The 14,482-nt window shown below is 57.6% G+C and carries 11 protein-coding genes; 4 read left to right on the top strand and 7 right to left on the bottom strand.

Going from position 1 to position 14,482, the window contains the following annotated elements; all coding sequences use genetic code 11:
* Positions 1 to 382: 382 nt before the first annotated feature.
* From B0G52_RS08785 to B0G52_RS08770, 4 genes are read right to left on the bottom strand one after another with little or no spacing between them, the layout of a single operon-like run.
* A complete protein-coding gene (locus B0G52_RS08785; protein ID WP_094043218.1) occupies positions 383 to 1,063 on the bottom strand; it encodes a YdeI/OmpD-associated family protein in 681 nt (226 codons plus the stop codon).
* Positions 1,064 to 1,123: 60 nt separating this feature from the next.
* Positions 1,124 to 2,191, bottom strand: coding sequence for an ABC transporter substrate-binding protein (locus B0G52_RS08780; RefSeq protein WP_094043216.1), 1,068 nt, complete (start codon positions 2,189 to 2,191; stop codon positions 1,124 to 1,126).
* Positions 2,188 to 3,816, bottom strand: coding sequence for a response regulator (locus B0G52_RS08775; protein WP_094043214.1), 1,629 nt, complete (start codon positions 3,814 to 3,816; stop codon positions 2,188 to 2,190). The genes B0G52_RS08780 and B0G52_RS08775 overlap by 4 nt, the downstream gene beginning before the upstream one ends.
* A gap of 29 nt (positions 3,817 to 3,845) precedes the next feature.
* Positions 3,846 to 5,672, bottom strand: a complete 1,827-nt coding sequence (locus B0G52_RS08770) for a cache domain-containing sensor histidine kinase (protein ID WP_094043212.1) — start codon at positions 5,670 to 5,672, stop codon at positions 3,846 to 3,848.
* 228 nt (positions 5,673 to 5,900) lie between these two features.
* On the opposite strand from B0G52_RS08770, the gene B0G52_RS08765 reads away from it, so the two are divergent.
* The 4 genes from B0G52_RS08765 to B0G52_RS08750 all read left to right on the top strand — a co-directional run bounded on the left by B0G52_RS08765 (position 5,901) and on the right by B0G52_RS08750 (position 10,337).
* Entirely contained in the window at positions 5,901 to 6,860 is a 960-nt protein-coding gene (locus tag B0G52_RS08765) for a substrate-binding domain-containing protein (RefSeq protein ID WP_158223640.1), read from the top strand.
* A gap of 64 nt (positions 6,861 to 6,924) precedes the next feature.
* Complete coding sequence (locus B0G52_RS08760; protein WP_094043208.1) at positions 6,925 to 8,454, top strand: sugar ABC transporter ATP-binding protein; 1,530 nt, start codon at positions 6,925 to 6,927, stop codon at positions 8,452 to 8,454.
* Positions 8,454 to 9,476 carry an ABC transporter permease gene (locus tag B0G52_RS08755; RefSeq protein ID WP_158223639.1) on the top strand — a complete coding sequence of 341 codons (1,023 nt, stop codon included), beginning with the start codon at positions 8,454 to 8,456 and terminating at the stop codon, positions 9,474 to 9,476. The genes B0G52_RS08760 and B0G52_RS08755 overlap by 1 nt, the downstream gene beginning before the upstream one ends.
* A gap of 15 nt (positions 9,477 to 9,491) precedes the next feature.
* Positions 9,492 to 10,337, top strand: a complete 846-nt coding sequence (locus B0G52_RS08750; RefSeq protein WP_094043204.1) for a sugar phosphate isomerase/epimerase family protein — start codon at positions 9,492 to 9,494, stop codon at positions 10,335 to 10,337.
* Positions 10,338 to 10,391: 54 nt separating this feature from the next.
* Here B0G52_RS08750 and B0G52_RS08745 read toward each other — a convergent pair whose 3' ends face one another.
* The 3 genes from B0G52_RS08745 to B0G52_RS08735 all read right to left on the bottom strand — a co-directional run bounded on the left by B0G52_RS08745 (position 10,392) and on the right by B0G52_RS08735 (position 14,433).
* Positions 10,392 to 10,814, bottom strand: coding sequence for a PaaI family thioesterase (locus B0G52_RS08745; RefSeq protein WP_198960610.1), 423 nt, complete (start codon positions 10,812 to 10,814; stop codon positions 10,392 to 10,394).
* Positions 10,815 to 10,912: 98 nt separating this feature from the next.
* A complete protein-coding gene (locus tag B0G52_RS08740) occupies positions 10,913 to 12,592 on the bottom strand; it encodes a long-chain-fatty-acid--CoA ligase (protein ID WP_198960609.1) in 1,680 nt (559 codons plus the stop codon).
* 71 nt (positions 12,593 to 12,663) lie between these two features.
* Positions 12,664 to 14,433 (bottom strand): acyl-CoA dehydrogenase family protein, encoded by a 1,770-nt coding sequence (locus B0G52_RS08735; RefSeq protein WP_094043200.1) that lies wholly within the window; start codon positions 14,431 to 14,433, stop codon positions 12,664 to 12,666.
* Positions 14,434 to 14,482: the final 49 nt, after the last annotated feature.

The following is a 14,482-nucleotide window of genomic DNA, read 5'->3' as shown; positions in this document are numbered from 1 at the left end:
ACACTTCCTCTCCCGTATTGTGTTCCCTCTTGAACGCTTAGACGGGCAATCGAGCAACGAAGTCTTCCGGGCTGCCCTTGTACTCCGCACGCCCCGAAGCGGCTTGACCGCAAACGAAAAAGCCCGCCCCTTACGAGCAGGGCAGGCTAGCGCACGGCATCCGAAGATACGCGACCAAAGTTGTCTCTACGCTGGCATTACCCAGATCAGATCGACGGTCAGCGGCATACGGCCGCAATCTCAGCCTGACTTCATCAAGCACCCGTTTCTTTGCGATTCAATTATCTATAACTTATCTTATGCTCACGGTTTTGGCAATACGATATTGCCCGATAATCCTCTATTGATACCGCTCGTTACCGTCCGCCACAGACTCACCCTCCTATTTTTCGGCTTGCCGATAGAGCTCGCGGCTCTTGTAGCCGGCCTTAAGGATCGCTTTCATCTCCTCCCGCCGATTCGCCCGCGTCTCCTCTTGCTTGGCGCTGTAGACGTATCGCGCCCAGTCCTTGCGATAGCCCGGGGTAAGCGACCGGTAGAAAGCCAGAAGCTCGGGGGAATCGGCCAAATCCTGCTCCACGCTCGGGATCAGCTCGACGTAGTCGTCCACCCGCTGGCTTGGCTGAGCCGCCCGTGACGAAATCTTCCCTTTGCCCGCGGAGTCCTCCTTGAATCCGACGACGGTAAACACGTCGTCCAGTCCGACCATCCTCGCGAACTTAACTGCGCTTCCCGAGATGTACCCTTCCTCGTCCGCTCCGAGACCAGGGAACAGATCGTCGCGGTGAATGGACGTTGCGTACTTTTTATTGCCCAGCTTCGGATAGGCGACGAACAGATAGCCGCTCGGACGCAGCGCCCCCTCGGCGATAACGCGGCCGACAAGGTTCTTCAACGATTCCATATCCAGCACGAAGGCGAACACAAGATCATACCCGCCGTCCTTGAGCGACGTATCGTACCCGGTTAATTCCGCGAAATAATCCGCATCTTCCGGCTGGTTCAAAATCGCGGCTCTCTCGTATTTACGCAGGCCCAGCTTATCCACGATCGTTTTCGACATTGCTTCATCCTCCAGGCGATTATCGGTTTTACGATCATTATAGCCGATCATGGCCGCAACTTACTGAAACAACTCGTCCAACTCCTGCTCCGAAAGCCATTCGTCGCTAATGTACGTGTCCGGCAAATGCTTGATCTTGTCCAGCTCGGCTTCCAGATTATCGTTGGTGACGAACCTTCTCACTTCGTAATGGAACGCGCCTCCGGACGGAGGTTCACGCCAAATCTTGCCTTGTTCCAGCCGGACGCCGATACCCAGCGCGGTGACGCCGATGCCCGGCGGGTTGTTCTGTCCGAAGCTTTCGAAGCCTTCCGCATCCTTCAGCTGCTTCCACTTGCGCAGAAACACGGCCCACGTCTCCCCGGTTACGACCGGCAGCTTCTTGCCCGCCACCTGATAGGCGTTAAGTACGCCAAGGGGCATGGAATCCTGCGTGAGCACGCCGTCTATCTCCGCGTAAGAGGCCAGCATATCCGCCATGACCCGGCGCGCGATCAAATAATCCCAGCTTCCGTTCTCTTCCGCCAGCACCTCGATACCGGGGAACCCGGCAAGCACTTCCTTCATCCCTTCCAGCCGGTCGACATTCGCCGGATTCGTCGCCACTCCTCCGATGATGACGATGCGGCCGGTTCCCCCCAATTGCTCGGTCAGCCATTGCGCCTGCCGGGCTCCCCAAGCCTTCTGGTCGATGACGACGTTCAGCGCGTAGGGGCTCGTCACCGACTGGTCGAACGTAATGACGCGGATTCCTTTGCGATGGGCTTCCTCAATGACCGGATTCAAGGCGCTTTCCGAATTCGGATCGATCAGCAGCAAATCGACCTTCTTGTCGATCATATTGCGGATTTGGGCAATCTGATTGTTGACGTCCTGACCCGCGTTCTGCACGTACAGCTCGGAAATCCAGCCTTTGCGCTTGTATTCTTCCGCCTTCTTCTCGATGTTCTCGATCATCTGCGTTCTCCAGCTGCTGCCGATAAAGCCGTTGCTGACGCCTACGATCAGCGGCCTGGCCGTTTCTCCCGCCCCGTTCCAGGTCCGCAATCCGACGGCCGCCATTCCTCCCAGCACCGCCAGCGCAAGCAGCATCGACAGCCAATGTCTGCGGTTGCCGCGTATTCTCATCGGTCCCTCTCCCGTTCTAGGGTTTCTCCTCGCAGACTCGGACTCGCTCCATAGTACTTCTTGTACACTTTGCTGAAATACTTCGGATCTTCGTACCCGACGATCTCGGCGATTTCCTGCAGCCGCAGCGACGTATCGCGCAGCAGCTCCCTGGCTCTCTCCATCCGTTTGCCGGTCAAGTACCCGTTGAAGCTCCGGCCGACATGCTCCTTGAAGATCCGGCTGAAGTAGATCGGGTGAATATGATACGTCTCGGAGATGAACTGAAGGCCGATGTCTTGGTGAAAATGGGTATCGATATACTTGCGAACGATGTCCACGATATCTTTGCCCGTTCGGTCGGCCGCATGGGCGGTCCTATCGAAATAGCGTTCGATCAGCCTCGAGAACCAGCGCTCCGCTTCGTCGAGACTCTGCCAGCTGGTGAGCAGCCGGGGCACGTCGTCCGTCAGCGTCCGCTCGCCCTCCTGTCCAGGCCAGTTGTCTTCGGCATGCTTCTTGACCAGCATGTACGCGCGGATAATCATCTCCTGAACGTCGAGATGATTAAGACGATGGCGCTCCGCCTCCATTCGTTCGAACATCGCGCGAACGCAGGCAAGGGCTTGCGTCTTCTTGCGTTCCTCCAGACACAGCAGCAGCTCGCGATCGATCTGCGGCAATCGTGCCGGCTGCTGCGGCCGGGACAGCGAGCCGTAATCGATCACCGAGCCGGCTCCCCGCAATATGCGTTCCCTGACGGCGAACGAAGCGTCCGCGTAGGAACGCCCGATCTGCCCGAGACCCTGGCAAGCGGTGCCGACGCCTATCGTCGCCTGCATTCGCAAATACTGTTTTATCGCCTCGATATAAGCATAGAACAGCGAATACAGCCTCGTCTTCAGATGCGCTTCCGAACCTCCGCTCAGGAACACGTACTCGCCGGGAACTTGCGGATGGCGGAACAACAGCGTCTCCGTCTTCTCCTCCGCCGCGACCTCGCGGTAAATATTCCGCAAGCCGAAATATAGAAGATCTTCCGGCAGCCCCGGTCTCCCCTCGGCCAAAGGGGCCAAGGACATGACCGAGACGACGGCATGGTCCGAGCCCCGCCATCCGATATGCTCGCGAAAATGCTCGAGATCTCCTGGCCCAGGAGAATGAGCCCCGAGGAGCCTGCCCAGCCATTCGTCTCTCCATTGCTGCCTTTGTTGATCGGTCAGATGGGCCGCGTCTCTCATCCGGCTGTCGAGCGAACGCTGGTCCAGCAGCTCTTGCTTCATTTTGCGCAGGGATTCGTTCAGATCGGCTTCCTTGATCGGCTTAAGCAAATATTCGGTCACCTTGTACTTCATCGCAGTGCGGGCATATTCGAACTTGTCGTGCCCGCTGATGACGATGAACTTCGCCTGCTTGCCCTGCCCGACCACGTCGCGAATCAACTCGAAGCCGTCCATCCGGGGCAAGCAAATATCCGTAATAATGAGATCCACCTTGCGGCTCTCCAGAATGTCCAGCGCCGATTCCGCGTCTTCCGCCTCGTCCGCCAAATCCAGCTCCAACGCTTCCCAGTCGATTTTCGCCAGGATTCCTTTGCGGGTAATCTCCTCGTCCTCGACGATCATCACCTTCATTTTGTCCGTCACCGGTTCCGCTCGCCTCCGTTCCTGCGCCGTTAAGTCAGCATCGGGATTTTCATGACGACCCGAGTGCCCTTGCCGGGCTCGCTGTCGATTTCCAAACCGTACTCCTCGCCGAATGTATGACGAATCCGCCTGTGGACGTTGGCAATGCCGATGTTGCCGTCCCGCGGCTCCACAGACAACGAGTGCCGGTCCGCCTCGCGAAGACGATTCTGAACTTCCTTCAGCCGCTCCCGGGACATCCCGGCTCCGTCGTCGGCGACTTCGATCTTCAGCGTCTCCTCGCTCGACAAGTACACCTTGATCGTCAGATGGCCCGGCGTCCGCGACTTGCAGATGCCATGAACGATGGCATTCTCGACAATCGGCTGCAGCAGCAGCTTCGTAATCAGACCTTTTTCCGTTTCCGGATCGACCTCGATCGTTTCCGAGATTTTGTCCTTGTAACGGATTTTTTGAATATACAGGTAGCGCTCCACTTGATTGATTTCTTCCCGAATCGTCGATACGTCGTTGCCGCTGATGCTGTATCGGAAAATATCGCTGAGCCGCTGCGCGAGCTCGCTGATTTCCTTCTCCTTCTTAATGGAAGCCATGCTGTCGATGATCGATAGCGTGTTGTAGAGAAAATGCGGATTGATCTGCGATTGCAGCGCCTTCACCTCCGCCTCCTTCTTGACCAGCTCCGACTCGTACACGCGCTTGATCAATTCGTTCATCCGCCTGACCATATGATTGAAATGCCCGCCGAGCATGCCGATCTCGTTGCCCGTTCTCAGCGACACGTTCACGCTCAGGTCCCCGCTCTCCACCCTTCTCATGGCGCGGACGAGAACCTCCGCCGGCCGGGATATCGTAGAGGAAATATAGAACGAGACGAAGACGGAGATCAGCAGCAGGATGAGCCCGAGCCTGACGGAGACGGTCCTGATCTGGCCGATGTCCTCGGTCAAGTAGTCGTACGGAACGACGCTGACCATGTACCAATCGGCAAGCTCCGAGACGCCGTAAGAGACGAGCACCTTCCTATCGTCGAGATAGGAGGGGAACGTCCGGCTCTCGTCCACCGACGACCGAACGATCCGGGAGATGAACGGGTAATCGGACACCCGGTTCAGCTCGCTCTTGTCGAGGTGCGATACCAGCCGGCGGTCGGAGTCGACGACGAATACGAATCCGGTCGGTCCCAGATCGATGTAGGAGTACGTATCGGCAAGCGCGAATTCCTTGATGCCCATGACGAGCACGCCGATGTCTTCCCCGCTGTGCAGCGACTTGATTTTGCGCATCAGAATCGAGATGTTCGGATACAGCACCTGAGAGCTCGCGTAATTGACGGCCCCCTTCCAAGCGTAAGCGCCCGACTGGCTCATCAGCTCCGAATACGCCGGGTCGTTCCCGAGCTCCCGAGGGCTGACCAAGTATTCTCCGGACGACATGACCCGGTCCGAGCCGCTCAGGACGATTTCCGCGCCGACCACGTCGCTTCGCGAGCCGATAATTCGGTCCAGCTCCCGCTCCACATCTTTCATTTCCCGAGTCGCCAGCTCCGAGTCCGTCTGCTTCCGCACGCGTTCCAGCCGCTCCTGGAAGCCGGCGTCGGCTACGATCTGCAAGCTTAAATCCTGGACGCTTTCCAGCTTGCCGTCCAGCTTGCCTACCGTTTGGTAGATGATTTGCCGCGAATAGACGGCGATTTTATTTTCGATCGTTTTGGTGGCTTGGGAATAGAGAACGACCGAGATGACGGAGATCGGCAGAACGGACAAAATCACATACGAAATAAACAGCTTCCATTTGATCAACTGCAAATAAGCTGCCGCCGAGCGGAAGAAACGTTGAATAGAATTCGGCTTCATGGATTCCCCCGGCCCCACTTTTCATTCGGATCGATTCGTCTATGAACTCCCTTATAATGCGCTTTCATCTTATTGCGATTATTATAGCACGCTCCCCCGCGGCTCTCGTTCCAAAGTTGAAAAAATCCACCAAACGGGTTAAGAAAGGGAGAATTCCGAGGCGATCGCGTTCCTTATAATGGGGTCATGTTACCGAGTCATCCTACAAAACGAAAAGGAAGGGTTCTCATGAAAAAAACGTTAGCTTTCCTTATGGCCGTGACGCTCGTCGCCGTACTGGCGGCCTGTTCGTCGGGGAAGTCGAATTCCGGAGGTTCCGACAAACCGCTCGTCGGCATCAGCGTCCCCCTGGCTCCGACCGGATGGGTTGCCGCCGTCCAGTATTACGCCAACAAATCGGCTCAAGAGCTTGGCCTGAACTACAAGGTGGTCGCTTCGGCCGATCCCAACGAGCAATCCAGCCAGATCGACGATCTGATCAACCTGAAGCCGCAAGCGATCGTATTGTTCCCGCATAACGACCAGGTCGCGGTTGCCGCCCAGAGAATCAAGGATGCGGGAATCAAGCTGATCACCTTCGACAGAAGCATCAACCCGACCTCGCCGGACCACTACCTCGCAGGCGACAACTACGGAATGGGCGTCGCGGGGGCGAACTACATCGCCGAGAAGCTCGGCAAGAAAGGCGACGTCATTATCGCCGGCATCGCCGCCTACGGGGAAGCGGTCAACGGATCGCGCATCAAGGGCTTCAAGGACACAATCGCTCAAATCGCGCCGGACATTAAGATCATCGGAGAATACGACAGCCCGAACGGCTCGCCGGAATCCGGATTAAAAACGATGACGGATGCGCTCCAGGCCAACAAAAAGATCGACGGCGTCTTCTCGATCGACGACGAGCTCTCGGTCGGTCTCTACCAAGCTATCAAAGAGCAGAACAGAACGGACATTAAAGTGATGACCGGAGGCGGCGGCGCCCAGTCGTACTTCAAGCTGATGTCCATCGTGCCGGACGACCTGTGGCTGGCCAGCGCTCTGTACTCGCCGAACATGATCGTCGACTGCGTCAAAATCGCGGACGCCGTGCTCAAAGGAGAATCGCCGGCGGCTGAGACGATCGTGCCTTCCCAGATCGTGGACAGAGACAACGTAAAGGATTACCTGGACGAAAGCTCTCCTTACTAAAATATCGCGCCGGAGTTCGGGAACGATCCGGATTCCGGCTTATCTTCCTCCAGGAGGTGCAAGAATGTCCGAGTATGCGCTGCGAATGATCGAGATCAACAAAACCTTCGATACCGTTCCCGTGCTGAAGAATGTAGGCTTGAACGTGCGCCGGGGGGAGATCCATGCTTTGCTGGGCGAGAACGGCGCGGGGAAGTCCACCCTTATGAACATTCTTGGCGGCGTATTTCCTGCCAGCAGCGGCCAAGTGGAAATAAGCGGCAAGGAAGTCGCGCTCCACTCTCCCGGCGAATCCCAGCGCCTGGGCATTGCTTTTATTCACCAGGAATTAAACGTCGTTAACGATCTGTGCGTCTACGAAAATCTGTTTCTCGGATACGAATTGACGAACGGATACGGTCGTATCCAAGCCAAGGAAATGATCCGCAAGTGCCGGGAAATCTTCGATTATATGGGCATTCATCTGGATCCGAAAGCGATGGTCGGCGAATTGGACGCTTCCTATAAGCAAATTATCGAGATCGCCAAAGCGCTGCTTCGGAATGCCAACCTCATCATTATGGACGAACCGACCACATCGCTGACCAGCGCGGAAATCGGGCATGTCTTCGCCATCATGCGCACCTTGAAGGAAAAGGGAGCCTCCATTATCTTCATCTCGCACAAGCTGGGAGAGGTGGTCGAGATTTGCGACCGGTATACGGTGCTTAGAAACGGCGAAAAGATCGTGGAAGACGACATTCGCAAGCCCGAAGGCTCGGCCACTCCGGAGATGCTCGCCCGGCATATGGTCGGCCGGGATGTGCTAAGCGTGGAGGTATACGAGCCGCATCCGATCGGAGGCGTCTTGCTGGAAGTCGACAATTTGTCCGTACGCGGCAGCTTGAAAAATATATCGTTCCAATTGAACAGAGGAGAAATTCTGGGGTTTACCGGACTTCTGGGAGACGGGCGCACGGAGCTGGCGAGAGCGCTCTTCGGCGATCTTGGCATCGATTCCGGCACGATCAAGGTAAAGGGGAACAAGATCGTCAACAAAAGTCCCGAGCAAGCCAAGACGAGAAGGTTCGGCTACGTGCCGGACAATCGCAAGGAAAACGGCATTGTCCAAGATCTTACCGTTACGGAAAACATCACGCTCTCCACTCTGGGAAGCTTCCGGAAGCTTGCAGGACTTGATAAGAAAAAGGAACTGGCCGTCGCGGCCGAATATGTCGACGCTTTGAAAATCAAGGCGCCCGCGCTCCACTCTCCGATCACCAGCCTTTCAGGAGGAAACCAGCAGAAAGCGGTGCTGGCCAAGTGGCTCCATACCCGGCCCGAAATTATGATTTTCGCCAACCCTACCCAAGGGGTCGATGTCGGGGCCAAAAACGAAATCTACGCCCAGATCATGGAGCTGGCCAAGAACGGCGTCGGCGTGATCGTCATGTCGGGAGAAGCACACGAGGTGCAAAATATATGCGACAGAGTATGCGTCATGTATCACGGAGAGATCAAGGGAGAGTTGACGCGAGGCGAATGCTCCGAGGAGTCTCTGATGATTCTGTCGACCGGCGGTTCGTTAAATTCAGCTAAAGGTGGATGCGCTTAATGGAAGTCAATCCTAAAGTCGGCGAGAGCCATGCGGCGAGCGTATGGCGGAAGCTTCAGGCACGGGATCTATGGGGGCAATACAGCATCATATGGGTCATGCTCGGGATTATCGCCGTCGCTTCTTTATTTCTGGGAGATACGTTTCTGGACGCTCAGAACTTCGTCAACATCCTTCGCAACAATGCCATTCTGGGCATATTGGCGCTGGGAATGGCCTTCGTGATCATTTCCGGGAATATCGATCTCAGCATCGGCTCCGCTCTGGTGGCGGTTGGCGCCATCGCCATTGCCGTCACCAATTTCTTCGGAGTCCAGCTCGGTCCGGAACTGGGCTGGCTGGCCATCTCGCTCGGCATATTGACCGCCTTGATTTGCAGCGCGTTCTTCGGCGTTTTGTGCGGATGGATCACGACGAAAGGCAGAGTGCCTTCCTTTATCGTCACGCTGGGCTTCATGAGCATCTATCGATCCGTAAGCATGTATTATATGAAGGGAGGCGGATTTTTCTGCGACATCCCGGCCTTCCAGAAAATCTCGAATTCCGAGCTGTTCGGCGTCATTCCTCTCCCTATCGTTTATTTTGCGGCGGTTGCCGCGGTATGTTACTATATTGCGAAGCATACCCGTTTCGGACGCCACGTCTATGCCGTAGGCAGCAACGAGAAAGCCGCTCGCCTTAGCGGCATCAATACCGACAAGGTTAAAATTCTTGTCTTCATGCTGATGGGCATCATGGTCGCGATCGCCGTCATTATCGAAACTTCCCGGCTGAACAGCATCAACGCGACTTCTTCGGGGCAAGGGTACGAACTGAATGCCATCGCGGCGGTTGTCATAGGCGGAGTGGCGATGACCGGGGGAAGAGGATCGATCGTCGGAGCCGTTCTTGGCGTGCTGCTGCTGGGCATCATCAGCAATATTCTGAATATCGCCGGAGTCGACGTATTCCTCGTGAACGCGATCAAGGGCACTCTGGTCATTCTTGCCGTACTGCTTCAGAAGAAACAAGCTGCGAGATAGAGGGGAGCAATTCGCATGAAGTTCGGAGCCAGCTCTTATATTTGGGTTTCGCCATTCGGCAACGACACGCTCGACCAGTTCCAGAAAGCCAAAGACATCGGCTTCGACCTCTACGAATTGGCGGTGGAGCAGCCCGGTCTCGTCGACATCCGCGCCGTCGAACAAGCGGCTTCGCGGGCGGGTATTCAATGCACCATTTGCGGCGCTTTCGGACCGGACAGGGATATCAGCTCCGAACAGGAAGAGGTGCGGGAGAACGGGATAAGCTACGTCCGAACGCTGATCGATATGGCCGAAGCGATCGGTTCCCCTTACGTATCAGGGCCAATGTATTCTGCGGTGGGCAAAACCAGGCTCGCGACTCCCGCAGAAAAGCGGCGTCAAACCGATTGGGCGGTCCGCAACATGCAAGCTCTCTCGGAGTATGCCGCCGGCAAAGGAATACGTCTGGCCATCGAACCGCTTAACCGGTTCGAGACGGACTTCCTGAATACGACGGAACAAGCCCTGCTCTTCCTCTCCCAGGTCGGGGCGGACAATGTCGGTCTGCTGCTGGATACGTTCCATATGAACATCGAGGAGAAGGACATCCCCGCCGCGATCCGAAGCGCCGGTGACAAGCTCTTCTCCTTCCATGCCTGCGCCAACGACCGCGGCACTCCCGGAGAAGACCATCTCGACTGGCCCGGCATCTCCCTGGCGCTCAAGGACATCGGTTACGACGGCGCGGTCGTAATCGAATCGTTCACGACCGACATTACGGAGATCGCGCGAGCCGTCTCCCTGTGGCGCCCGCTCGCCGAATCCCAGGACGCTCTGGCGGTGAACGGATTGAAGTTTCTGAAGAGCCTCTTTCAATAATCGCTGCCGATCGCAGACAACGGCCGCAGTCCCTTCGACTGCGGCCGTTGTCCGTTAATCGAGCACGCGAAACGTTCCCGTCCCGAACGCCAGCAGCTCGCCGTCCTCCGTTCTGACGCGCGCCTGCGTCGTCACCGTCTTGCGGGTCATGTGCGCGATCTCCGCTTCGACGTAGACGCGGCCCGCTCCGACGGGCGCGACGTAGTTCAGGTTCAGATGCGTCGTCACGACGCCGGCGTTCGGGCGGGCAATCATCGCCGCAAGCCCCATCGCGGAATCGATCATCGTCGCATGCACCCCGCCGTGCAGAATGCCGATCAAATTCAGATGATGCGGCTTCACGTCCAGCGACACTACGATCCGCCGTTCGTCCACCCGCTCGAACGAGCAGCCGACCCAGCCCCAGAACGTCGATTCCGCCTTCTCCTTCCACTGTTCCATCTGCGGAGGAAGCTCAACTCCCTTGTTCGTCTCCATCCGTTCGTCTCCTCCTCCCTTTCTTCCAACTTCCCGGCCCCAGTCTGCACCAGGATGCGAGCAGTTCGGGCCCGCCTAGTCTCTTCGTCTTGTCTAAGCTACTTGCGGACCGAGTCGTCCGGCTCCTCCTCAAGCAGCTTGCGCCGCAGCACTTTGCCCGACATCGTCTTCGGCAGCGTCTCGCGGAACTCGATGATTTTCGGCGCTTTGTATGCCGCCAGCTTCTCTCTGCACCACCGTTCCAGCGCTTCCTTGTCGCTCATCGCTCCCTGCCGAAGCACGACGAAAGCTTTCACCGTTTCTCCGCGGTAGGGATCCGGCACCCCCGCAACGCTCGCCTCTTCCACGTCCGGGTGCTCGTAGAGAACCTCCTCTACTTCCCGAGGGTAGACGTTGTAGCCTCCCGCGAGAATGACGTCCTTGCGCCGGTCGACGATATAGCAGTAGCCTTCCTCGTCTTGTCTGCCCAGATCTCCGGTCAGCAGCCAGCCGTCCTGCAGCACCTTCGCCGTCTCGTCGGGCCGGTTCCAGTACCCCTTCATTACCTGCGGCCCGCGGATCGCCAGCTCCCCGATCTGCCCGACCGGCACCTCTTCGAACGTGTCCGGATCGACGTAACGAGCTTCGGTATCCGGAAAAGGGAGACCGATAGAGCCGTTCTTCCGCCGCGCCCAAATGTTGTTCGCATGCGTGACCGGAGATGCCTCGGTCAGCCCGTAGCCTTCGATCAGCTTGCCGCCGGTCATCTCCTCGAAACGTTCCTGCACGTGCAGGGGCAAAGAAGCGGCGCCGCTGATGCAGAAATTGATCGAGGAGAAGTCGTACTTCCGCACGTTGGGATGGTTAACGATCGCGATGTACATCGTCGGAGCGCCCGGAAACTGCGTCGGCTTCCTCTTGTGAATCGTCTTCAGCACCTGATCGATCTCGAAGCGCGGCAGCAGCACGAGCGTATTCGCCGCATACACCCCCAGATTGAGCAGGACGGTCAGCCCGAACACGTGGAAAAAAGGCAGCGCGGCGAGCAGCCGCTCCTTCGCGTTCTCCGTTTTGTAACACCACAGCCGGGTCTGCACCGTGTTCGCCACCAGGTTGTAGTGCGTCAGCATGACGCCCTTGGCCAGTCCGGTCGTTCCTCCCGTATACTGGACGAGCGCCAGATCCTCCTCCGCGTCGACGTCCGCCAGGACGGGATAGGCGGGGGAACTCTTGATCAGCTCACGGAACGACAGCACCTGCTCGGTGTACGTCACCTTGACGAACTTGCCTTCTTTTTTCTGTTTCAGCACGTACAGCGCGTTCTTCGGAAAAGGCAAGTAATCCTGGATCGACGTGACGACGATCCGTTCCAGCGGACGCTTAACCGTCGATTGCTGAACGCGATTCAAGAGCAGGTCGAGCGTAACGATGATACGAGCGCCCGAATCGGCAAGCTGATGCTCTAGCTCGCGGGGCATATAGAGCGGATTGGTCATGACGACGACTCCGCCGATCATCAGAATGCCGAAGTAAGCGATGACGGCCTGCGGGCAGTTCGGCAGCATGACGGCGACGCGGTCGCCCTTGCGGACGCCCTGACGAAGCAAGGCGTTCGCGAAGCGGCGGGACTGCTCCAGAAGCGAGCCGTACGTCACCTTTTTCCCCAGAAACTCCAGGGCGACATTGTCGGGATAGGCCGAAGCGGAATCGATCAGAAAGCAGGCCAAATTCTTTTTCGGATACTCGTGCGAATGCGGAACTTCGGCAGGATATTCCTTTAACCAGGGTGCATTGGACACAACCGACACCTCGCTCTCACTTTTGTGAGTTGCTCTGGTTGCAGCGCTGCTTTGCAGGAAATCTCTCTTTTTCACACGACGTACTTTTCCGCTTCGATCACTTTGGCCGCGATCCTCCGCTTCAGCCCGATCGTATCGACCGCGGCTCGGCGTCCGAGTTTCTTCAGAATGGACAGCTGCGTTCGCAGCATGTCTCCCGACTCCATCGCAGCCAGCGCCTCCCGCGCTCGTTCCTCGACTTTGCCGAACTCCTCATGGACGAAGACGGTCGTCATGTCGATCGCATTCGCCGCTTTCGCCTCGCCGCTTCGGCCGAGCAGCTTGCGGGTGCGCAGCAGCGCGCTCTCCATCGCGAACACGGAGATCAGCATATCGCCCAGATGGCTGAGCACCTCCTGCTCCCGGTCCAGCTTCGTCTGATACTTCTGCACCGCCTGAGCTCCGACCATCAGAAATATCTTTTTGGCCATGGCCAGCAAATGCGTCTCCTGCTCCAGCGTTCCCTCGAATTCCCGACTCGGCATCGGCGCCATCAGCTCGGCCTGGAGCGCCATCGCCTTCTGCATCAGCGGCAGCTCGCCTTTCATAGCTCGTTTGATCAGCGCTCCGGGAATAAGCAGCCGATTGATCTCGTTCGTCCCTTCGAAAATGCGGTTAATGCGCGAATCCCGGTAAATTCGCTCAATGCGATACTCCTGGATGTAGCCGTAGCCCCCATGAATCTGCACGCCCTCGTCGGCGACGAAATCGAGCGCTTCCGAGCCGAACACTTTGTTGATCGAGCATTCGAGCTGGTATTCCGCGATCGCCTTGGCCGCCTGGAACCCGACATTGTCCGCGCCGTGATCGACCTCGGCCAGCCCCTCGTCGAACAGCCCGGCCGTGCGATACACCATGCTCTCCAGCGCATAAGAGCGAATGTTCATCTCCGCCAGCTTCTTGCCGATCAGCGGGAATGAGGAGATCGGGCGGCCGAACTGCACGCGCTCGTTGGCGTACTTGGCGGACAGCCCAATCGCTTCCTTGGCGGTGCCGAGCGCGCCCGCGGCCAGCTTGAAACGGCCGATATTCAAAATGTTGAAGGCGATCAGATGGCCTTTGCCGGCTTCCCACAGCAGATTTTCGACCGGCACCTTGACGTCCTCCAGGATGAGCGGACAGGTGGAAGAACCCTTGATGCCCATCTTCTTCTCCTCCGGACCGATGCTGACGCCCGGCATCGTCCGCTCGACGATAAACGTGCTGAAGTCAGTGCCGTTCACCTTGGCGTACACGATGAAAATGTCGGCGAAGCCCGCGTTCGTAATGAACTGCTTCGTGCCGTTCAGCACGTAAAATTGGCCGTCCTCCGTCGGCGTCGCCGTCGTCTTCGCGCCTTGCGCGTCCGAGCCGGAGGACGGCTCCGTCAGGCAGTAAGCGGCCAGCTTCTCGCCCGAGGCCAGCTCCGGCAAATACTTGCGCTTCTGCGCCTCGGTGCCGAAGTAGACGATCGGCAGCGTACCGATGCCGACATGCGCTCCGGCGGACAGCGCGAAGGAGGCGGCCTTGGCGAAGCGCTCGCCGATCAGCGTCGTGCCGACTTTGTCCAGGCCCAGTCCGCCATAGGCTTCGGGCACGTCCGCGCCGAGCAGGCCGGTCTCTCCCGCCTGCCGCAGCTTCGCGACGGTCAGCTCATAGTTCAGCTTCTCGATCGCTTCATCATGGGGCGCAATCTCCGCCGTGACGAAATCCTCTGTCGTCTGCGCGATCATCCGATGCTCCTCGGTGAAGTCCTCCGGCGTCACAATGCGGTCCGCTTCGATATCCTCGATGATGAAGCTCCCGCCTATCACTTTGCCCATCGCTTTATCGCTCCTTTTGAAGATGTTCTGAACGTGCGTATCTCGTGGC

It is taken from the genome of Cohnella sp. SGD-V74 (assembly GCF_003001675.1).
Classification (GTDB): domain Bacteria; phylum Bacillota; class Bacilli; order Paenibacillales; family Paenibacillaceae; genus Cohnella.
This window is presented reverse-complemented; position numbering and strand designations above follow the sequence as displayed.

What these genes read in the sequence shown, in the direction of transcription:
- B0G52_RS08785 (WP_094043218.1), bottom strand. Translation starts at nt 1,063, where the DNA reads ATGTCGAAAACGATCGTGGATAAGCTGGGCCTGCGTAAATACGAGAGA.
- B0G52_RS08780 (WP_094043216.1), bottom strand. Translation starts at nt 2,191, where the DNA reads ATGAGAATACGCGGCAACCGCAGACATTGGCTGTCGATGCTGCTTGCG.
- B0G52_RS08770 (WP_094043212.1), bottom strand. Translation starts at nt 5,672, where the DNA reads ATGAAGCCGAATTCTATTCAACGTTTCTTCCGCTCGGCGGCAGCTTAT.
- B0G52_RS08765 (WP_158223640.1), top strand. Translation starts at nt 5,901, where the DNA reads ATGAAAAAAACGTTAGCTTTCCTTATGGCCGTGACGCTCGTCGCCGTA.
- B0G52_RS08760 (WP_094043208.1), top strand. Translation starts at nt 6,925, where the DNA reads ATGTCCGAGTATGCGCTGCGAATGATCGAGATCAACAAAACCTTCGAT.
- B0G52_RS08755 (WP_158223639.1), top strand. Translation starts at nt 8,454, where the DNA reads ATGGAAGTCAATCCTAAAGTCGGCGAGAGCCATGCGGCGAGCGTATGG.
- B0G52_RS08750 (WP_094043204.1), top strand. Translation starts at nt 9,492, where the DNA reads ATGAAGTTCGGAGCCAGCTCTTATATTTGGGTTTCGCCATTCGGCAAC.
- B0G52_RS08745 (WP_198960610.1), bottom strand. Translation starts at nt 10,814, where the DNA reads ATGGAGACGAACAAGGGAGTTGAGCTTCCTCCGCAGATGGAACAGTGG.
- B0G52_RS08735 (WP_094043200.1), bottom strand. Translation starts at nt 14,433, where the DNA reads ATGGGCAAAGTGATAGGCGGGAGCTTCATCATCGAGGATATCGAAGCG.